Genomic DNA, 19,753 nt, shown 5'->3' with positions numbered 1-19,753 from the left:
GGACCGATTCAAATTCGCTTTCGGGAGCCAGGCGTCGTTCGCGCCCGGCCCCCGCCCTGCTTCTATACGCTTAGCGGTACTTCGCGTCCGCAGCCTTGGCCGCGGCAATTTGCGGCTCGTAGCGGTCGCCAACGGCCAGCAGCATGTCCTTGGTGAAGTACAGGTCACCGCGCTTTTCGCCGTGATACTCGAGAATGTGCGTCTCGACGATCGCGTCAACCGGGCAGGCCTCTTCGCAGAAGCCGCAGAAAATGCACTTGGTCAGATCGATGTCGTAGCGCGTGGTGCGACGGGTACCGTCGTTACGCACGTCCGATTCGATCGTGATGGCCATGGCCGGGCACACCGCTTCGCACAGCTTGCATGCGATGCAACGCTCTTCCCCATTCGGGTAGCGGCGCAGTGCGTGCAGGCCGCGGAAACGCGGCGACATCGGCGTCTTCTCTTCCGGGAACTGGACAGTGATCTTGCGCGCGAAGAGATAGCGGCCGGTCAGTGCCATGCCCTTGAAGAGTTCCTTCAGGAGCAGGCTGTTAAAGAAGTCCTTGATGGCGAGCAGCATGACGATTGCTTCCTAAGTATTTCCGCGCGGTACGCCCTGCCCTCGGCAGCGGCGCACCGTCGCCTGGCCTCTTAGTGCCAGATGTTCCACGGCGACTTGATCCAGATCGCCACAATGATCAGCCATGCCACGGTCAGCGGAATGAAGATCTTCCAGCCCAGACGCATGATCTGGTCATAGCGGTAACGCGGGAACGAAGCACGAATCCAGATGAAAACCGACAGCAGCAGGAATACCTTGATCACCAGCCAGAAGAAGCCCGGGATCGCATTGGTCAGCGCGCTCGAGAACGGGGGCGCCCAGCCGCCGAGGAACATCAGCGAGGTCATCGTCGAGATGATGATCATGTTGATGTATTCGGCCAGGAAGAACAGCGCGAACGTCATGCCCGAGTATTCGATCATGTGGCCGGCCACGATTTCCGACTCGCCTTCCACCACGTCGAACGGGTGGCGGTTGGTTTCAGCCACGCCCGAGATGAAGTACACGACGAACATCGGCAGCAGCGGAAGCCAGTTCCACGACAGGATGTTCAGACCCATGTTGGCGAAGTAGCCGGTGTTCTGGCTGTTCACGATCGCCGACAGGTTCAGGCTGCCCGCAACCATCAGCACGGTCACCAGGGCAAAACCCATGGCGATTTCATACGACACCATCTGCGCCGCGGCACGCATTGCGCCGATGAACGCGTACTTCGAGTTCGAGGCCCAGCCGGCCAGGATCACGCCGTACACACCCACCGAACTGATCGCCATCACGTAGAGCAGACCGGCATTGATGTCGGCCATCACCACTTCGGCCTGGAACGGAATCACGGCCCAGACCGCCACGGCAGGCATCAGCACCATCAGCGGAGCGACCAGGTACATGCCCCGGTTGATCTGCGACGGGAACATGACTTCCTTGAGCAGCAGCTTCAGCACGTCGGCAATCGGCTGCAGCAGGCCCAGCGGACCCACGCGGTTCGGGCCGATACGCACGTGCATCCAGCCGATCAGCTTGCGTTCCCACAGAATCAGGTAGGCCACGCACAGCAGCACAGGCACCACGATGAGCACGGCGCGGATGAGAATCCACAGCGGCGTCCAGTACATCCCGAAGATGCCGTGGCCTTGCGAGGTAATCCAATCGATCATGTTGCTTTCTCGCTCTTCTTATGCGGTGGCCGTTGCCGCGGCGTTGTTGCCAGCCGGCAGATCAACGGCTTTCTCGACGGAGACGTTGCCGAACAGCGCGCCCAGCGTGGCAGCGGCCTCGGTGGCAGCCGGCACGCGCACGGTGTTGGCCGGCAGCGTCGCTTCGAGAGCAGCCGGCAGCACCACGCTGGCGCCGTCCTGCGTCACACGCACCGGATCGCCAGCCTGGACACCCAGCTTGGCGAACAGGTCCGACGACAGCGACACCTGCATCGCACGGCGCGCTGCGGCGGTAAGCTGCAGCGAATCCGCGCGGCGCACGATCGGGTCGGCGTGATAGATCGGCACGTCTGCGATGCGCTCGATACCGTTGGCGGCAGCAGCCGTCACGCGGATCGCGGCATCGGTCGAGTTGTTCAGTTGCTCGGCCACCGGGCGGGCCAGTGCGGCGTCACGCACGGCTTCCGCCGTATCGAAGTCGAAGCCCGGCACGTCCAGCAGGTTGCCCAGCACGCGCAGCACCTTCCAGCCCGGACGCGATTCGCCCAGTGCACGGACCACGCCGTTGAAGCTTTGCGGCTTGCCTTCGGCGTTGACGAAAGTACCGGCGGTCTCGGTGTACGGCGTTACCGGCAGAATCACATCGGCGTATTGCAGTGCGGCTTCCGAACGGAACGGCGACAGCACCACGACGGTACCTGCCTGATCCAGTGCGGCCAGAGCCTTGCGAGCGTTGGCGGTATCGAACTCAGCTTCGGCGTTCAGCACGATGTATGCCTTGCGCGGCGTGTCGAACATCGCCTGCGCATTGGCACCACCTTGCTGCGGCAACGCGCCAGCGACGTGGCCGCCGACCGTGTTGGCAGCCTCGGTCAGGAAGCCCAGCGTGGCGCCCGTTTCCGTGGCGATCCATTGAGCCAGTGCGTGCAGTGCCGAGAATTGCGGATGACGTACGGCTTCGTTGCCGAGGAACACCGCGCGGCGCTCGCCCGACAGCAGCGCATCGGCCACGGCCTTGGCGGCTTCGCCACCATCGAAACCATCGGTACCGGCAGGAGCAACGACGCCCTTGGCGGCGGCCACGGCGCGGGCCACACCGGCCAGCGCGGCGGTCCAGCCCGACGGAGCGGCGTCGATACGCGCAGCAACCGGCATCAGCAGGTCTTCACCGCCGGCGCCGATCACGGCAACGCGAGCGCCCTTCTTCACGGCCTGACGCAGGCGCGAAGCGAGCAGCGGATGATCCTTGCGCAGCGAGGAGCCGATCACCAGCGCGCGTTGCAGCGTGGTGACGTCGGCCACCGGCATGCCAAGCCACGGCGCACCCTTTACGGCGGCCGAGAAATCGGTCTGACGCAGGCGGAAGTCGACGTTGTCGCTGCCCAGGCCACGTACGAGCTTGCCCAGCAGGAACAGCTCTTCCAGCGTGCTGTGCGGGCTGGCAAGCGCGGCGATCTGGTCTGCGCCATGATCGCGCTTGATGCTTGCCAGACCGTTGGCCACGTATTCGAGCGCGGTCTGCCAGTCCGTTTCCATCCATTCGCCACCCTGCTTGAGCATCGGGCGGGTCAGACGGTCGGCACTGTTCAGGCCTTCGTATGCGAAGCGGTCCTTATCGGAGATCCAGCATTCGTTGACGTCCTCGTTCTCCAGCGGCACCACGCGCATCACGCGCTGGTTCTTGGTCTGGACCACGAGGTTGGCACCCAGGCCGTCGTGCGACGACACCGACTTGCGGCGGGCCAGTTCCCACGTACGGGCCGAGTAGCGGAACGGCTTGCTGGTCAGCGCGCCGACCGGGCACAGGTCGATCATGTTGCCGGACAGTTCCGAATCCACGGTCTGGCCGACGAACGTCGTGATTTCCGAATGCTCGCCGCGGCCCAGCATGCCCAGCTCCATCACGCCGGCCACTTCCTGGCCAAAGCGTACGCAGCGTGTGCAGTGGATGCAGCGCGTCATCTCCTCCATGGAGATCAGCGGGCCCACGTTCTTGTGGAACACCACGCGCTTCTCTTCCTTGTAGCGCGACTCCGAAGCACCGTAGCCCACGGCCAGATCCTGCAACTGGCATTCGCCGCCCTGATCGCAGATCGGGCAGTCGAGCGGGTGATTGATCAGCAGGAATTCCATCACGGACTTCTGGGCCTTGACGGCCTTTTCGGAGTTCGTGAAGACCTTCATGCCGGGCGTCACCGGGGTGGCGCAGGCGGGCAGCGCCTTGGGCGCCTTTTCCACTTCGACCAGGCACATGCGGCAGTTCGCCGCGATGGACAGTTTGCGGTGGTAGCAGAAGTGCGGGATGTACGTGCCCAGCTTGCGGGCCGCTTCCATCACGAGGCTGCCTTCCGCAACCTCTACCTTCTTGCCGTCGATCTCGAGTTCAACCATGTTCTGCCACGCTTCAGGAATGGGCCGGGACCATGCACTGCTTGTGTTCGACGTGATATTCGAACTCTTTCCAGTAGTGCTTCAGCATGCCGCGTACCGGCATCGCCGCGGCATCACCAAGTGCACAAATAGTGCGACCCATGATGTTTTCCGCGACGTTGTTGAGCAGGTCCAGGTCTTCCTGGCGGCCTTCTCCGTGTTCAATACGATTCACCATGCGATAGAGCCAGCCGGTGCCTTCACGGCACGGCGTGCACTGGCCGCACGACTCTTCAAAGTAGAAATACGACAGGCGCAACAGCGAGCGCACCATGCAGCGCGTTTCGTCCATGACGATCACGGCGCCCGAGCCCAGCATCGAGCCGGCCTTGGCGATCGAATCGTAGTCCATGTCCGACGCCATCATCATTTCACCTGGCACCACCGGTGCGGACGAACCACCCGGGATCACCGCCTTGATGCGCTTGCCGCCGCGCATGCCGCCTGCAAGGTCCAGCAGCGTTGCGAACGGCGTGCCCAGCGGGATTTCGTAGTTGCCCGGACGCTCGACATCGCCCGATATCGAGAAGATCTTGGTGCCGCCGTTGTTCGGCTTGCCCATCTTCAGGTAGTTCTCGGGGCCGACTTCCAGCAGGAACGGCACCGCGGCGAACGTCTCGGTGTTGTTGATCGTGGTGGGCTTGCCATACAGGCCGAAGCTGGCCGGGAAAGGCGGCTTGAAGCGCGGCTGGCCCTTCTTGCCTTCCAGCGACTCCAGCAGCGCGGTTTCCTCGCCGCAGATGTATGCGCCATAACCGTGGTGGGCATGCAGCTGGAAGTTGAAGCCCGAACCCAGGATGTTGTCCCCCAGGAAGCCCGCGCGACGCGCTTCTTCGAGGGCTTCCTCGAAGATCTTGTATTCGTTCCAGATCTCGCCGTGGATGTAGTTGTAGCCCACGGTGATGCCCATCGCGTACGCACCGATGGCCATGCCTTCGATCAGCGCATGCGGGTTGTAGCGGATGATGTCGCGATCCTTGAACGTGCCCGGCTCGCCTTCGTCCGTGTTGCAGACCAGGTACTTCTGGCCCGGGAACGCACGCGGCATGAAGCTCCACTTCAGGCCGGTCGGGAAGCCTGCACCGCCGCGGCCGCGCAGACCCGACGCCTTGACGTCGGCGATCACCTGCTCGGGCGTTACCTTTTCCTCGAGAATGCGGCGAAGCTGCTTGTAGCCGCCACGCTTGACGTAGTCTTCGAGGTGCCAGTTCTTGCCGTCCAGGCCAGCCAGGATCAGCGGCTTGATGTGACGGTCATGCAGACAGGTCATGTTACTTGTCCCCCTTGGCGGCGGCTTCGGACTTGAGCTCGTCGACCAGTGCGTCGATCTTCTGGTCGCTCATGAAGCTGCACATGCGGGTGTTGTTGACGATCATCACCGGTGCGTCGCCGCATGCGCCCATGCACTCGCCCTCTTTGAGGGTGAAGCAGCCGTCCGCGGTGGTCTCGTTATAGTCGATCCCGAGCTTGCGCTTCAGGTATTCGCCAGCCCGCTCGCCGCCAGACAGCGCGCACGGCAGGTTGGTACAGACGGCGAGCTTGTGCTTGCCCACCGGCTTGGTGTCATACATGTTGTAGAACGTGGCCACCTCTTCCACCCACACGGGCGGCATTTCCAGGTAGCTGGCAACGAACTGCATGACTTCGGGGGAAACCCAGCCCACCTCGCCCTGTGCCACGGCGAGTGCCGCCATCACGGCCGACTGCTTCTGGTCGGCCGGATACTTCGCGATCGCGCGATCGATTTCCTTGAGAGCTTCTGCTGATAGCATAGTCATTGCAGTAATACGGCGAAGCCGCGCCGTGCAGGGCTTCGCTGGTTTGCAGCCGTCGCTGCCATGTTCTGCCGGCCCGGGACGCTCCTCGCATCCCTTGCCGGTCCGTCGCAGGCATTCGCCTGCCGCCACCGTTACTACCGGGGCCGGCCGAACACGCCCGAATCGTCGTCCGGGCAACGGCCTGTGGCGGAATACTCGTCTTCCGGTATCCCTTAGCGGTCGATCTCGCCGAACACGATATCCTGCGTGCCGATGATCGTTACCGCGTCAGCAATCATGTGTCCCTTGGCCATTTCGTCGAGCGCGGCCAGGTGGGCAAAGCCCGGGGCACGAATCTTCAGACGGTACGGCTTGTTCGCGCCATCCGAGATCGCATAGATGCCGAATTCGCCCTTCGGGTGTTCCACTGCGGCGTAGGCTTCGCCTGCCGGCACGTGCATACCTTCGGTGAAGAGCTTGAAGTGGTGAATCAGCTCTTCCATGTTCGACTTCATGTCGACGCGCGACGGCGGCGCCACCTTGTGGTTCTCGGTGATCACCGGGCCCGGGTTGCGACGCAGCCAGTCAATGCACTGCTTGATAATGCGGTTCGACTGGCGCATTTCTTCCACACGCACCAGGTAGCGCGAATAGCAGTCGCCCGCCGTGCCCACGGGGATGTCGAAGTCCATCTTGTCGTAGACCTCGTACGGCTGCTTCTTGCGCAGATCCCACTCGATGCCCGAACCACGCAGCATCGGGCCGGTAAAGCCCATCTGCAGCGCACGCTCCGGGCTGACCACGCCGATATCTACCAGACGTTGCTTCCAGATACGGTTATCGGTCAGCAGCGTCTCGTATTCGTCGACATAGGTCGGGAAACGGTTCGTGAAGTCCTCGATGAAGTCCAGCAGCGAGCCCGAACGTGCTTCGTTCATGACCTTGATGGCTTTCTCGTTGTGGACTTTCGATGCGCGATATTGCGGCATCGTGTCAGGCAGGTCGCGATAGACGCCGCCCGGGCGATAGTAGGCCGCGTGCATGCGTGCGCCCGACACCGCCTCGTACATGTCGAACATGTCCTCGCGCTCGCGGAACGCGTAGAGGAACACCGCCATCGCACCCACGTCCAGCGCGTGCGAGCCGATCCACATCAGGTGGTTCAGCAGACGGGTGATTTCGTCGAACATCACGCGAATGTACTGGGCGCGAATCGGCACCTCGAGGCCAAGCAGGCGCTCGATCGCCATCACGTACGCGTGTTCGTTGACCATCATCGACACGTAGTCGAGACGGTCCATGTAGGGGACGCTCTGGATCCAGGTCTTCTGCTCGGCCAGCTTTTCGGTGGCACGGTGCAGCAGGCCGATGTGCGGATCGGCACGCTGAATGACTTCGCCGTCCAGTTCAAGCACCAGACGCAGCACGCCGTGGGCTGCCGGGTGTTGGGGACCGAAGTTGAGGGTGTAGTTCTTGATATCTGCCATGACGCGGTTCTCAGTGCTGCGTGCCGCCGTAGTTTTCCTCGCGAATCACGCGCGGCGTGATTTCGCGCGGATCGATCGTCACCGGCTGGTAGATGACCCGCTTCTGTTCCGGGTCGTAACGCATTTCGACGTAGCCCGAGACTGGGAAATCCTTGCGGAACGGATGGCCGACAAAACCGTAGTCAGTCAGGATTCGGCGCAGGTCCGGGTGGCCTTCAAACACGATGCCGTAGAAGTCGAACGCTTCGCGCTCGAACCAGTTCACCGAGTTCCAGATATTGAGGACCGACGGGAGCACCGGGAAATCATCGTCCGGCGCAAATGCACGCAGGCGCAGACGCCAGTTGTGCGTGACCGACAGCAGTTGCGAGACAGCGGCGAAACGCGGGCCGTCCCAGGTGCCATCGCCGTAGTCGGAATAATCCACGCCGCACAGGTCGAGGAGTTGTTCGAAACGCAGCGAGGGATCGTCGCGCAGCAGGCGCGCGACTTCGAGGTAATCGTCAGCCTTGACGATCAGCGTCAGCTCGCCGGTGGCCTCGATCAGATTCTGGACGCGCTTGCCGAGGACTTTCTCGAGCGCAGCCTTGAGGGTATCCAGGTTCGCCATGTCAGCCCTTGCGCGCGATGGTGTTGGTACGCTTGATCTTGTTCTGGAGCTGGATCACGCCATAGATCAGCGCTTCCGCTGTCGGCGGGCAGCCCGGAACATAGATGTCGACCGGCACGATGCGGTCGCAGCCACGCACCACCGAATACGAGTAGTGATAGTAGCCGCCGCCGTTGGCACACGAGCCCATCGAGATCACCCAGCGTGGCTCTGCCATCTGGTCATAGACCTTGCGCAGCGCGGGGGCCATCTTGTTGCACAGCGTACCGGCCACGATCATCACGTCGGACTGACGCGGCGACGGGCGGAAGATCACGCCGAAACGGTCCATGTCGTAACGCGCGGCGCCGGCGTGCATCATTTCCACTGCACAGCAGGCCAGACCGAACGTCATGGGCCACAGGGAACCCGTGCGGGTCCAGTTGATCAGCTTGTCAGCGGTCGTCGTGACAAAGCCTTCGTTGAGAACGCCTTCGATTGCCATTTCACATCACTCCCAATCGAGCGCGCCCTTTTTCCAGATGTAGACGAAGCCCACGATGAATTCCAGCAGAAACACGCCCATGGCGATGAATCCCGGCCAACCGATGTCCTTGAGGGCTACGCCCCACGGAAACAGGAAGGCAGTTTCGAGATCGAACAGGATAAAGAGAATGGCGATGAGGTAGTAGCGCACGTCGAACTTCATGCGCGCATCCTCGAATGCTTCGAAGCCGCACTCGTACGGCGACAGCTTCGCTGCGTCAGGCTTATTGGGACCGAGAATCCGACCAATGGACATCAGTGCTACACCGAGCACGACTCCAAAGAGGATGAAGATGAGGACGGGGAAGTAGGCTTCGAGAGTCAAGATACGGCCAGCCTTATCTGGAATGTTGTCAACAGCACCAGCTGAAGCGGCGTCCTGTTGCCCACCCCAAGCGCCATCCCGTCATAGCTACGGCGCCGCCTTGCGGACTGCCGGAAAGTCATGTTGCATCCCGTGCATGACACAGGTGCGACACGATCTTCCGATCAAGTTGTTTGGTGCCGACGGCGAGACTCGAACTCGCACAGCTTTCGCCACTACCCCCTCAAGATAGCGTGTCTACCAATTTCACCACGTCGGCTGGGGGAGAAACAATGTTGCCTTGCGCCGGGTTTTTACACCCTCCGGAACGTCCGCCGAGGAGTATGTCCTCTGACTTTCGCCCCGTCGCTGGGGAATCGTTTCAAGCCCTGCATTCTAACTAGGATTCCTGATTTGTTCAATGCACAACTGCAAATAAAATCAGGAATCCATGAACACACTGTTCAATTATTGCAATTACTTGGGCACTGCCGGCGCAGCCGGAGCCGAGGCCGCAGCGGCTGCAGCAGGGGCGGATGCCGGCGCGGCGGCGGCCGGGGCCGACTGCTGTTGCGCGGCGCCCATCACACCCAGCGATGCCGACTGCTTGTAGTTGCCAAGCAGCGTGAGACCCAGCGTGCTGCAGAAGAACAGTGCAGCCAGGACAGCGGTGGTACGAGAAAGGAAGTTTGCCGAGCCCGAGGCACCGAACAGACTGCCGGAGGCACCCGATCCGAACGCCGCACCGACATCGGCACCTTTGCCGTGCTGCAGCAGGACAAGACCGATCACGCCGAGCGCGGACAGAACCTGCACGATTACCAACAAAGTCTTGAAGATTGCCATTTGGTTAAATTCGTTTCGAACTTGCCTGATCAGACAGTCGCATCCGGCATTCAGGCGTTGCCGATCGCGAGGAAATCATCCGCTTTCAGCGAGGCGCCACCAATCAGCCCCCCGTCGATATCGGACATGGAAAACAGCTCGACGGCATTATCAGGCTTGACGCTGCCGCCGTACAAAATGGCCATGCGTGCCGCCACGCCGGCGTCCTTCGCAGCCACGCGGGCACGCAGCGCAGCATGCACTTCCTGCGCCTGGGCGCTCGTGGCGGTTTTGCCCGTGCCGATTGCCCAGACGGGCTCATAGGCAAGCACAATGTGTCCAAGTTGCTCGATAGAGAGCGCATCGAGCACCACCTGCAACTGGCGGCCCACGACAGCCTCGGTCTGACCGGCTTCGCGCTCGGCCAGTGTTTCACCGACACACACCACCGGAACGATGCCGAATTCCAGGGCGCGCAATGCCTTGGTGGCCACTGCCGCATCGGTTTCGCCATGGTAGGTGCGGCGCTCCGAGTGACCGACCAGCACGTAGCCGCAGCCAAACTCTCCGAGCATCGATGCCGCCACCTCACCGGTGAAGGCGCCACGCGCCTCGGCCGACACATCCTGTGCGCCCCAGGCAATCTGAGACCCTGTCAGCAGCGTCTGGCACTGGGCGAGATACGGGAACGGCGCGCAGACCGCCAGCTTCGCGCGTGCGGGTGCGGCCTTGATGCCCTCCAACAGGGCCGCATTGGCGGCCAGGCTGCCGTGCATCTTCCAGTTGCCGATGACCAGCTTTTGTCTCACAAGGGTCCCCCTCAAATCAAACCCGCTATTGTAGCGTGGCGCAAGGGGGACCGCCAGCGCGGGCGGAAAACGCAGACGGCCAGCGATCGAAGCGCCACTGAAAGGGCCACCGGCACGTCAGGCACGTCAGAATCTGCGATGCGCCTGCCCAATCACCAGGTCAGGACGATCTTGCCAACATGCTCGCTCGATTCCATGAGCCGATGCGCGTCTGCAGCCTGTGCAGCCGGGAACACCGTATGGATCACCGGCTTGATCTTGCCCGATGCCAGCAGCGGCCAGACATTCTGGTGCAGCGCTGCTGCAATGGCACCCTTGAACGACGCCGGACGCGGACGCAACGTCGAACCCGTGATCGTGATGCGCCGACGCAGGATATCGCCGAGCGGGATCTCCGCCTTGGCGCCACCAAGCAGCGCGATGATCACGATGCGGCCGTCATCGGCGATGCACGACAGTTCGCGCGCCAGATAGGAACCCGCCACCATGTCGAGAATCACGTCGACGCCCTTGCCCTCGGTCAGTGCCTTGACCTCGGCCACGAAGTCCTGCGTCTTGTAGTTGATCGCGCGATCGGCGCCCAATGCCTCGCACGCCTTGCACTTGTCATCGCTGCCCGCAGTCACGAACACCTTGAAGCCCATTGCCTTTGCAATCTGAATGGCCGTGGTGCCGATGCCGCTTGAACCACCCTGGATCAGCAGCGTTTCGGCTGCGCCGCGCGGCCCCTTGCCAAGTTGCCCACGGTCGAACACGTTGCTCCACACCGTGAAGAACGTCTCGGGCAGTGCGGCAGCCTCGATATCGCTCAGGCCCGCAGGCACCGGCAGGCATTGTTCGATCGGCGCCGTGCACAGTTCAGCGTAACCGCCGCCCTGCACCAGCGCACAGACACGGTCGCCCTGCTTCAGGCCGAAACGATTTGCCGGATTCGACAAGTCGCCGCCAACCACCACGCCCGCCACCTCCAACCCCGGCAAATCGGAAGCACCGGGAGGCACCGGATAGTTGCCCGTGCGCTGGAACACATCGGGACGATTGATGCCGGAAGCGGCGACACGAATGAGGATCTCACCGGCCTTCGGCTCCGGATCGGGACGCTGCGTTTCCTGCAGAACTTCGGGGGCGCCGTATTCACGGATCTCGATGGCTTTCATGATGACTCCTCATTAATGTCGCGCATTGCATCGCGCGTGGCAGCGAAGCTGCGTACCGCGCGCAACCCGGATTCAGAAACTGTCCGGCAGTGTAAACAAAAAAGCGGCTGGACATCGCCAGCCGCTTTTTTTGGGTACTACGCGGTTACCCCGCGCTTACCGTCAGCTTACTGCTGCTGTTCGGGCGATGCCGGAGCAGCCGGTGCGTCGCCGTGCACGATCGGGCTGATGCTGCCACCCTCTTCGGCCAGCGCAGCCTTCAGCGACAGACGCAGACGACCCTTCTCGTCAGCCTGGATCAGCTTCACGCGAACCTGCTGACCTTCCTTGAGCCAGTCCTTGATGTCCTTGACGCGCTCGTTGACGATCTCGGAGATATGCAGCAGACCGTCCTTGCCCGGCAGGATGTTGACGATGGCGCCAAAGTCCAGCAGCTTCAGCACGGTGCCGGCGTAGATCTTGCCCACTTCGGCTTCCGCGGTGATGCCTTCGATGCGACGCTTGGCTTCGGCCATGCCATCGGTCGAGGTCGACGCGATCGTGATCGTGCCGTCTTCCTGGATGTCGATGGTCGTGCCGGTTTCCTTGGTCAGCGCCTGGATCGTCGAGCCGCCCTTGCCGATCACTTCGCGAATCTTGTCCGGATGGATCTTCATCGTGATCATGCGCGGTGCGTGCGCCGACAGTTCGGTGCGGGCATGGCCCATGGCACCCTGCATCGCGCCCAGGATGTGCATGCGGCCTTCACGGGCTTGCGCCAGTGCCACCTGCATGATTTCCTTGGTGATGCCCTGCACCTTGATGTCCATCTGCAGCGCGGTGATACCGGAATCGGTACCGGCAACCTTGAAGTCCATGTCGCCGAGGTGATCCTCGTCACCGAGGATGTCGGTCAGCACTGCGAACTTGTTGCCTTCCAGGATCAGGCCCATGGCCACGCCGGCCACGTGCGCCTTCACCGGAACGCCGGCGTCCATCAGTGCCAGGCAGCCGCCGCACACCGAGGCCATCGACGACGAGCCGTTCGATTCGGTGATTTCCGACACCAGTCGGATCGTGTAAGCGAACTCGTCATCCTTCGGCAGCACCGGGATCAGTGCACGCTTGGCCAGACGGCCGTGACCGATTTCACGACGCTTCGGGCTACCCACGCGGCCGGTTTCGCCGGTGGCGAACGGGGGCATGTTGTAGTGGAGCATGAAGCGGTCGCGGTATTCGCCAGCCAGCGCGTCGATGATCTGCTCGTCGCTCTTGGTGCCCAGCGTGGCGACCACGAGGGCCTGCGTTTCACCACGGGTGAACAGCGCCGAGCCGTGCGCGCGCGGCAGCACCGACGAACGGATTTCGATCGGGCGCACGGTACGCGTGTCGCGGCCGTCGATACGCGGCTCGCCAGCCAGGATCTGGCCACGCACGATCTTGGCTTCCAGATCGAACAGGACGTTGCCGACTTCCACCTTGTCGGCTTCCACGCCAGCTTCGGCCAGCTTGGCCTGCACCGTTGCGTAGACTTCCTTGAGCTTGGCGCTGCGGGCCGACTTCTGGCGCAGCTGATACGTTTCCTGCAGCAGCGGCAGGCCGATCTCGGTGACCTTGGCGATCAGCGCTTCGTTCTTGGCTGCCGGGGCCCAGTCCCACTCGGCCTTGCCACCTTCGCGCACGAGGTCGTGGATCGCGTTGATCGCGATCTGCATCTGCTCGTGACCGTACACCACGGCGCCCAGCATCACGTCTTCCGACAGCTGGTTGGCTTCCGATTCCACCATCAGCACGGCACGCTCCGTACCTGCAACCACCAGGTCCAGATCCGACGAGGCGATCTGCGAACGGGTCGGGTTCAGCAGGTACTGGCCGTCCTTGTAGCCGACGCGGGCGGCGCCCACCGGACCGTTGAACGGGATGCCCGACACGGCCAGCGCAGCCGACGAGGCGATCAGCGCCGGGATGTCAGCGGGGACTTCCGGGTTGATCGACAGCACGTGGATCACCACCTGCACGTCGTTGTAGAAGCCTTCCGGGAACAGCGGGCGCAGCGGACGGTCGATCAGGCGCGAAGTCAGCGTCTCGTTCTCGGACGGACGGCCTTCACGCTTGAAGAAGCCACCGGGGATCTTGCCGGCTGCGTAGGTCTTTTCGATGTAGTCGACGGTCAGCGGGAAGAAGTCCTGGCCCGCCTTAGGGCTCTTGGCTGCCACCACGGTGGCCAGCACCACGGTGTCTTCCACGTCGACGATCACGGCGCCAGACGCCTGGCGAGCGATTTCGCCGGTTTCCATGCGGACCGTATGCTGGCCCCACTGGAATTCCTTGACGATCTTGTTGAACATGGTCATGAGCGTTCCTTGAATTTCATGCGTGCCGGCCGTACACATGCACGGTCGGCGACGCCTGCGCTTGCAGCGGCAGGCGAACTGCCGGAGGCACCCGGGTTCGCAGTCTCAGGGAAGTGCTATGCCATTCCATCGCGCCACCATCCGTGACAGTGCTGGACGATGCAGTACGCGATGGAATGACACAAAACCCCAATTCCTTGGCGCCGGCTCCGGTGTCAATGCGCTAGAGAGCGCGATAAAGAGCGAAGTAACTTACTCCGTCGCACGACATGGCGCAACGGTGCCGGGTACCAGCACCCAGCCATTTAGTGAAGCAAACATCACTATCAAGTACCAATCCCGCGATCAAACGCCGGACCAGAAAAGCAAAATGCCTGCCTCAGCGGTGCTGACGCAGGCATTGCGGCCTCACGTGAAATCGTGCTTGTACAACTTTCGCAGGATTCGTGCTGCCATCCGCAGACCTTACTTGCGCAGGCCCAGGGCTTCGATCAGGGCGCGGTAACGGTCGGCGTCGCTGGCCTTGAGGTAGTCCAGCAGGCGACGACGACGGCTCACCATGCGCAGCAGACCGCGGCGGCTGTGGTGATCCTTCATGTTGGCCTTGAAGTGCGGGGTCAGTTCGTTGATGCGGGTGGTCAGCAGAGCAACCTGGACTTCGGGGCTACCCGTGTCGTTGGCGCCGCGGGCGAACTTCTGGATGACTTCGGACTTGTTGGCAATTGCCATGATGATTTCCTTTCACTTGCGAACGCTGCAGCGCGGGATGCGCCACTTGCGTCGTGCCTGAATGACTTGAGGCATCTGTCGCCAGCCAGCCAGGTGGCCTTCGGACGACAGCCGCGCATTATAGCCGAATCCTCCGCGCAGCGAAATCCCGGGCCGTGACCTTGCCTCAATTGCGTGGCGGGCGCTCCATGCGGCACGTGGTTGGCAATGTGGTTTGCGCGGTCTTGAGCTTTTTTACGGTACGAAAGCCGTAGCCCGAGCCTTCGTTGTCGAACCGTACGTCGCCGCCCTGCTTCGCCATGACGGACACATAGAGCGGCTGCAGGACCTGATGATCGTCGGCGCGCACCGTGGCATCGTGAAACTCGTTGGTGTAGCGCATGTTTTCGAGCGCATAGGCCACGGCCACGGCGTCGGTGGAACCGGCCTGCTCGATGGCTCTCGCCAGCATCTCCACCATCATCTGCATGCGCAGGTGCACGTAGTCATCCTTCGGGTCCGGGTAGCGCGCCCGGAACGACTGGTAGAACGCGTCGGATGCCGCGCCGCCAACGTTCGGGTGCCACTCGGCCACGGCGAGAACCCGACCAACGCCCGCATCGCCCATCGCCGCAGGCGCGCCCAGCCCGTTGCCATAGAACGTATAGAAGCGCGCATTGAGCCCGCCCTCGCGCGCGGCCTTGACCATCAGCGTCAGGTCGTTGCCCCAGTTGCCGGTGATGATCGCATCGGCACCGCTGGCCTTGATCTTGGCGATATACGGTGCGAAGTCCTTGATCTTGCCGATTGGATGGAATTCGTCGCCGACGATCTGGATATCGGGCCGCTTGGCCGCCAGCATTTCGCGCGCCGATCGTGCTACCTGGTGGCCAAAGCTGTAGTCCTGGTCGATCAGGTAGACCTTTCGCACCGAGCGTTCACTGCGGATGGCCTCTGTCAACGCCTGCATGCGCATGTCCGAGCTTGCATCGAAGCGGAAATGCCAGAAACTGCAATTCTCATTGGTCAGCGTCGGGTCGACGGCCGAATAGTTCAGGAACAGCACGCGGGCATCGGGCTGGCGCGTGTTTTGCCGGTTGACCGCCGCCACCAGTGCGCTGGCCACGGCAGAGCTATTGCCTTGCAGTACGAACGGAATGCGCTTGTCGATCAGGCTGCGAAACTGGATCAGGCTTTCGTCGACATTGCCCTTGCTATCGAATGTCACCAGTTCCAGCGGGCGCGGGCCGTCGGCAGTCCTGACGCCGCCGCGCGCATTGATTCGCTCGATGGCGATGCGCAGGTTGCGCACCACGGCCTCCCCCGCATTGGCAAACGGCCCGGACAGGCCATCGATCATCCCGAGCCGGATCGGCGCACCAGCCTGCCCCTGCGCCTGTGCAATTGCCGTCACGCAAAAAAGCGCGGCTGCTGCCCAGACACGCCACCCGTTCCGTCGAATACCGGCCATCACCGCTCCAATCTGCCCGCAAAGCGAGCGATGTTAAGGCAGATGCGCATGCGCCGGCAATGGACTTGAATCGCCGCAGATGGCGCAGGATTGATCGAATTTCGCGCGGCATTGGGACGAATTCGAAAAAGATGCGTGACATTCGCACGGATCGATCGGTGTGGCGACACCGCCGTGTGTCGCATCCCCAGCATGACAAAACGCCCGCCGTTGCGGGATACACGCAACTGGCGGGCGTTTCATGACGGTCAGGGCCTTGTGAGCCCCGCCATCGGCATCGCAGGATTCGGGATCAGATCTGCGGGTTGATCTTCTGCACGGCCTTGTCGTGCAGCTTGTTCAGTGCGGCCAGGTAGGCCTTGGCCGAAGCGGCGACGATGTCGGGGTCGGTACCCACGCCGTTGACGATACGGCCGGCCCTGGAGAGTCGAACCGTCACTTCGCCCTGGGCCTGCGTACCGGCGGTGATTGCGTTCACCGAATACAGGACCAGTTCCGCGCCGCTGTTGACCTTGCCTTCGATCGCGTGCAGCGTGGCGTCCACCGGACCATTGCCTTCTGCTTCGCCAGTCTGCTCGGCACCATCGATGTTGAACACTACGCGGGCATGCGGACGCTCGCCGGTTTCCGAGCGCTGCGAGAGCGACACGAAGCGGTAGTGTTCGTTGGCGTTCTCCTGCTCTTCGTCGGAGACGATTGCCATGATGTCTTCGTCGAAAATCTCTGCCTTCTGGTCGGCGAGTTCCTTGAAGCGCGTGAATGCGGCATTGACCTCGGCTTCGCTTTCAAGCTCGACGCCCAGTTCCTGCAGGCGCTGCTTGAATGCATTGCGGCCCGAGAGCTTGCCCAGCACGATCTTGTTGGCGGTCCAGCCCACATCCTCCGCACGCATGATCTCGTAGGTGTCACGAGCCTTGAGCACGCCGTCCTGATGGATACCCGACGCGTGGGCGAATGCATTGGCGCCCACCACGGCCTTGTTCGGCTGCACCACGAAGCCGGTGATCTGCGAGACAAGCTTCGATGCCGGCACAATCTGGGTCGTGTCGATGCCTACATCCATGTTGAAGTAGTCCCGGCGCGTCTTCACGGCCATCACCACTTCTTCCAGGCTCGTATTGCCAGCACGCTCGCCGAGACCATTGATCGTGCACTCGACCTGGCGCGCGCCGCCAAGCTTTACCGCGGCCAGCGAGTTTGCCACTGCCATGCCGAGGTCATTGTGGCAATGCACCGACCAGATCGCCTTGTCCGAGTTCGGAATGCGTTCGCGCACCGAGCGGATCAGTTCGGCATAACCTTCCGGCACGGCGTAGCCCACGGTGTCGGGCAGGTTGATCGTGGTCGCGCCCTCGGCGATCACGCCTTCGAGCACGCGGCACAGGAAGTCCATGTCCGAACGGCTGCCGTCTTCCGGCGAGAACTCGATGTCATCCGTGAACTGACGGGCAAAGCGCACGGCCAGGCGAGCCTGTTCGTACACCTGGTCCGGCGTCATGCGCAGCTTCTTCTCCATGTGCAGCGCCGACGTGGCAATGAACGTGTGAATACGGAACGAGTTGGCCGGCTTGAGCGCCTCTGCGGCGCGGGCGATGTCCTTGTCGTTGGCGCGGGCCAGCGAGCAGATCGTCGAATCCTTGACTACCTGGGCAATCGAGCGGATCGCTTCGAAATCGCCATTGGAGCTCGCGGCAAAGCCAGCTTCGATCACGTCGACCTTCAGGCGTTCCAGCTGGCGCGCAATGCGAATCTTCTCTTCGCGGGTCATGGACGCGCCGGGGGACTGCTCGCCGTCACGCAAGGTGGTGTCGAAAATGATGAGTTTGTCAGACATTTGTGGAGCTCCTGGGCTATGCCCTGTTGTGCCTTGCTGTCCCGATCTCAATCTTGCCGCCGGGTAATCGCGTCAGAATGCAAAACGCCCCGGCGTGCAACGATGCAGGCCGGGGCGTTCGAAAGAATCCTGGTGATTCCGCGCTAAGGCGATTGGTGTCCCTTAGCGCGCGCGCGACCCGACCTGATGGCCTAGTAGGCCACCTAGGGTGGTGCGGGCGGTTAGGGTCTGGCGCGAAATCATGTTGACGACTATATCCGGTTTGGCGCGCGCGCGCAACAGCACCATTCCGGAGATTTGTCCGCGGATTACTGCGGCGGAATCCGCAGCTTCTGGCCGGGGTAGATTTTGTCTGGGTTCGACAGCATTGGCTGGTTGGCCTCGAAGATCTTGTTGTACACCGCGCCGTTGCCGTAGGCGGCTTGCGAGATCGCCCACAGCGTGTCGCCCTTCACCACCGTGTGCCACTGGGATTCGTCCGATTCGACGTTGACCGACATCTTGTCCTCGACCGATTCCACGCCCTCGACATTGCCGCAGCACAGGATGATCTTTTCGCGCGTCGGCTGGTCCGGCGCCACGCCGAATACCGTGACCTTGCCCTGCGACCCGTCAACGGTGATGGTCAGGCCCGTGGCCGTGAGGCCCATCTGCGCGATATAAGCCTCGATGGCATCGCCTGCTGCGCGGTTGGCAGCGTCAACCTTGTCGTCAGACGGGTCCGCGGCGGCCGCATCCTGTGCGGCCTTGGCCTCGCCCTTGCCGAACAGCTTCTCTCCCGCTTCCTTGATGAAGTCAAACATACCCATGACGTTCTCCTTAGGGTGGGTGGAACATGCTACGCAAAGACAATACAAAAAAACAAAAGCGCCCGAAAGCGCTTTTGTTCCTGTCGAGGGTCAGTTGCCGCCTGAGCCATTTCCCGGCGCACGTGTCTTGCTGACACCGGCGGGTTGGCCGTGCAGCGCACGCCAGGCCCATAGCAGATAGCCCGAGATCGCATACGCGACGAACAGGCCGAACAGCGCGACTGGCGGGTCGGACGACACCACAACGAACAGCACCAGCACAAGCACCATCATGCCGAACGGCACGCGATAGCGCACGTCCAGCGCCTTGCCGCTGTAGAACGGTGCGTTCGACACCATCGACAGGCCCGCATAGAGCGTGATCGCAAACGCGACCCACGGCATCCACAGCTCCTTGACCGGCAGCTTGTTGTCGATTGCCAGCCAGACAAAGCCAGCCACCAGCGCTGCGGCGGCGGGGCTTGGCAGCCCCTGGAAGAACCGCTTGTCCACCACGCCGATATTGGCGTTGAAGCGCGCCAGGCGCAACGCTGCACAGGTGCAGTAGACGAAGGCGGCGATCCAGCCCCATTTGCCCAGGTCATGCAGGATCCATTCGTACATGACAAGGGCCGGCGCCACGCCGAACGAAGTCATGTCCGACAGCGAATCGTACTGCTCGCCGAATGCGCTCTGCGTATTCGTGATACGAGCCACTCGGCCATCCATGCCGTCGAGCACCATCGCCGCGAAGATCGCAATGGCCGCCACGTCGAAACGCATGTTCATCGCCTGCACGATCGCGAAGAAGCCCGCGAACAGTGCGGCAGTGGTAAAGGCGTTGGGCAGCAGATAGATGCCGCGGCGGCGCGGACGCACGTACTCGAGATCGTGCTCGTCGGAACCGTAATCCGGATCGTTGCGCAGCTGGTTGTGGCGGAACGGACGCAAGTGCGTCACGTTGCCATTATTGACGCGCTTGTTGCGTCGGTTGAAGGCACCCATTCAGTGTCCCCT

18 protein-coding genes and 1 tRNA gene are annotated in these 19,753 nt (G+C 62.3%); all 19 read right to left on the bottom strand.

From position 1 onward, the window contains the following. Positions 1-70: 70 nt before the first annotated feature. The gene (gene nuoI / locus B552_RS0106230; protein ID WP_019448145.1) at positions 71-562 is read right to left on the bottom strand and encodes an NADH-quinone oxidoreductase subunit NuoI; all 492 of its coding nucleotides are present in this window, start codon (positions 560-562) and stop codon (positions 71-73) included. Positions 563-633: 71 nt separating this feature from the next. Then, positions 634-1,698 (bottom strand): NADH-quinone oxidoreductase subunit NuoH, encoded by a 1,065-nt coding sequence (gene nuoH / locus B552_RS0106225; RefSeq protein WP_019448144.1) that lies wholly within the window; start codon positions 1,696-1,698, stop codon positions 634-636. An 18-nt stretch (positions 1,699-1,716) separates the two neighbouring features. Continuing rightward, complete coding sequence (gene nuoG / locus B552_RS0106220; protein ID WP_019448143.1) at positions 1,717-4,089, bottom strand: NADH-quinone oxidoreductase subunit NuoG; 2,373 nt, start codon at positions 4,087-4,089, stop codon at positions 1,717-1,719. 13 nt (positions 4,090-4,102) lie between these two features. Continuing rightward, the gene (gene nuoF, locus B552_RS0106215; RefSeq protein WP_019448142.1) at positions 4,103-5,398 is read right to left on the bottom strand and encodes an NADH-quinone oxidoreductase subunit NuoF; all 1,296 of its coding nucleotides are present in this window, start codon (positions 5,396-5,398) and stop codon (positions 4,103-4,105) included. Position 5,399: 1 nt separating this feature from the next. After that, entirely contained in the window at positions 5,400-5,900 is a 501-nt protein-coding gene (gene nuoE / locus B552_RS0106210; RefSeq protein ID WP_019448141.1) for an NADH-quinone oxidoreductase subunit NuoE, read from the bottom strand. Positions 5,901-6,118: 218 nt separating this feature from the next. Beyond that, the gene (locus tag B552_RS0106205; protein WP_019448140.1) at positions 6,119-7,372 is read right to left on the bottom strand and encodes an NADH-quinone oxidoreductase subunit D; all 1,254 of its coding nucleotides are present in this window, start codon (positions 7,370-7,372) and stop codon (positions 6,119-6,121) included. 10 nt (positions 7,373-7,382) lie between these two features. After that, positions 7,383-7,982: an NADH-quinone oxidoreductase subunit C gene (locus tag B552_RS0106200; protein ID WP_019448139.1), complete on the bottom strand. Its 600-nt coding sequence runs from the start codon at positions 7,980-7,982 to the stop codon at positions 7,383-7,385. Position 7,983: 1 nt separating this feature from the next. After that, entirely contained in the window at positions 7,984-8,466 is a 483-nt protein-coding gene (locus B552_RS0106195; RefSeq protein WP_008643342.1) for an NADH-quinone oxidoreductase subunit B, read from the bottom strand. 6 nt (positions 8,467-8,472) lie between these two features. Next, the gene (locus B552_RS0106190; RefSeq protein ID WP_026035381.1) at positions 8,473-8,832 is read right to left on the bottom strand and encodes an NADH-quinone oxidoreductase subunit A; all 360 of its coding nucleotides are present in this window, start codon (positions 8,830-8,832) and stop codon (positions 8,473-8,475) included. Between the two features lie 174 nt (positions 8,833-9,006). Beyond that, positions 9,007-9,091 (bottom strand) — tRNA-Leu (locus B552_RS0106185). Positions 9,092-9,288: 197 nt separating this feature from the next. Continuing rightward, positions 9,289-9,657, bottom strand: coding sequence for a preprotein translocase subunit SecG (secG, locus tag B552_RS0106180; RefSeq protein ID WP_019448137.1), 369 nt, complete (start codon positions 9,655-9,657; stop codon positions 9,289-9,291). Between the two features lie 50 nt (positions 9,658-9,707). Then, complete coding sequence (tpiA, locus tag B552_RS0106175) at positions 9,708-10,445, bottom strand: triose-phosphate isomerase (protein WP_026035380.1); 738 nt, start codon at positions 10,443-10,445, stop codon at positions 9,708-9,710. 152 nt (positions 10,446-10,597) lie between these two features. Then, the gene (locus B552_RS0106170) at positions 10,598-11,602 is read right to left on the bottom strand and encodes an NAD(P)H-quinone oxidoreductase (RefSeq protein WP_019448135.1); all 1,005 of its coding nucleotides are present in this window, start codon (positions 11,600-11,602) and stop codon (positions 10,598-10,600) included. Positions 11,603-11,769: 167 nt separating this feature from the next. After that, positions 11,770-13,935 carry a polyribonucleotide nucleotidyltransferase gene (gene pnp / locus B552_RS0106165; protein WP_019448134.1) on the bottom strand — a complete coding sequence of 722 codons (2,166 nt, stop codon included), beginning with the start codon at positions 13,933-13,935 and terminating at the stop codon, positions 11,770-11,772. A gap of 465 nt (positions 13,936-14,400) precedes the next feature. After that, a complete protein-coding gene (rpsO, locus tag B552_RS0106160; protein ID WP_019448133.1) occupies positions 14,401-14,664 on the bottom strand; it encodes a 30S ribosomal protein S15 in 264 nt (87 codons plus the stop codon). A gap of 166 nt (positions 14,665-14,830) precedes the next feature. Next, positions 14,831-16,114 carry a branched-chain amino acid ABC transporter substrate-binding protein gene (locus B552_RS0106155; RefSeq protein WP_019448132.1) on the bottom strand — a complete coding sequence of 428 codons (1,284 nt, stop codon included), beginning with the start codon at positions 16,112-16,114 and terminating at the stop codon, positions 14,831-14,833. Between the two features lie 292 nt (positions 16,115-16,406). Beyond that, on the bottom strand, positions 16,407-17,948 hold the full coding sequence (locus B552_RS0106150) for a 2-isopropylmalate synthase (RefSeq protein WP_019448131.1): 1,542 nt from the start codon (positions 17,946-17,948) through the stop codon (positions 16,407-16,409). 308 nt (positions 17,949-18,256) lie between these two features. Continuing rightward, a complete protein-coding gene (lysM, locus tag B552_RS0106145; RefSeq protein WP_019448130.1) occupies positions 18,257-18,757 on the bottom strand; it encodes a peptidoglycan-binding protein LysM in 501 nt (166 codons plus the stop codon). Positions 18,758-18,847: 90 nt separating this feature from the next. After that, complete coding sequence (gene pssA / locus B552_RS0106140; RefSeq protein ID WP_019448129.1) at positions 18,848-19,741, bottom strand: CDP-diacylglycerol--serine O-phosphatidyltransferase; 894 nt, start codon at positions 19,739-19,741, stop codon at positions 18,848-18,850. Between the last annotated feature and the right edge of the window lie 12 nt (positions 19,742-19,753).

Origin of the sequence: Cupriavidus sp. BIS7, from assembly GCF_000292345.1 — a bacterium.
Lineage (GTDB): Bacteria > Pseudomonadota > Gammaproteobacteria > Burkholderiales > Burkholderiaceae > Cupriavidus.
Note: the sequence above shows the minus strand (reverse complement) of the source record. Positions and strands in the feature narration are given on the sequence as shown.

What these genes read in the sequence shown, in the direction of transcription:
- nuoI (WP_019448145.1), bottom strand. Translation starts at nt 562, where the DNA reads ATGCTGCTCGCCATCAAGGACTTCTTTAACAGCCTGCTCCTGAAGGAA.
- nuoH (WP_019448144.1), bottom strand. Translation starts at nt 1,698, where the DNA reads ATGATCGATTGGATTACCTCGCAAGGCCACGGCATCTTCGGGATGTAC.
- nuoG (WP_019448143.1), bottom strand. Translation starts at nt 4,089, where the DNA reads ATGGTTGAACTCGAGATCGACGGCAAGAAGGTAGAGGTTGCGGAAGGC.
- nuoF (WP_019448142.1), bottom strand. Translation starts at nt 5,398, where the DNA reads ATGACCTGTCTGCATGACCGTCACATCAAGCCGCTGATCCTGGCTGGC.
- nuoE (WP_019448141.1), bottom strand. Translation starts at nt 5,900, where the DNA reads ATGCTATCAGCAGAAGCTCTCAAGGAAATCGATCGCGCGATCGCGAAG.
- B552_RS0106205 (WP_019448140.1), bottom strand. Translation starts at nt 7,372, where the DNA reads ATGGCAGATATCAAGAACTACACCCTCAACTTCGGTCCCCAACACCCG.
- B552_RS0106200 (WP_019448139.1), bottom strand. Translation starts at nt 7,982, where the DNA reads ATGGCGAACCTGGATACCCTCAAGGCTGCGCTCGAGAAAGTCCTCGGC.
- B552_RS0106195 (WP_008643342.1), bottom strand. Translation starts at nt 8,466, where the DNA reads ATGGCAATCGAAGGCGTTCTCAACGAAGGCTTTGTCACGACGACCGCT.
- secG (WP_019448137.1), bottom strand. Translation starts at nt 9,657, where the DNA reads ATGGCAATCTTCAAGACTTTGTTGGTAATCGTGCAGGTTCTGTCCGCG.
- B552_RS0106170 (WP_019448135.1), bottom strand. Translation starts at nt 11,602, where the DNA reads ATGAAAGCCATCGAGATCCGTGAATACGGCGCCCCCGAAGTTCTGCAG.
- pnp (WP_019448134.1), bottom strand. Translation starts at nt 13,935, where the DNA reads ATGACCATGTTCAACAAGATCGTCAAGGAATTCCAGTGGGGCCAGCAT.
- rpsO (WP_019448133.1), bottom strand. Translation starts at nt 14,664, where the DNA reads ATGGCAATTGCCAACAAGTCCGAAGTCATCCAGAAGTTCGCCCGCGGC.
- B552_RS0106155 (WP_019448132.1), bottom strand. Translation starts at nt 16,114, where the DNA reads ATGGCCGGTATTCGACGGAACGGGTGGCGTGTCTGGGCAGCAGCCGCG.
- B552_RS0106150 (WP_019448131.1), bottom strand. Translation starts at nt 17,948, where the DNA reads ATGTCTGACAAACTCATCATTTTCGACACCACCTTGCGTGACGGCGAG.
- lysM (WP_019448130.1), bottom strand. Translation starts at nt 18,757, where the DNA reads ATGGGTATGTTTGACTTCATCAAGGAAGCGGGAGAGAAGCTGTTCGGC.
- pssA (WP_019448129.1), bottom strand. Translation starts at nt 19,741, where the DNA reads ATGGGTGCCTTCAACCGACGCAACAAGCGCGTCAATAATGGCAACGTG.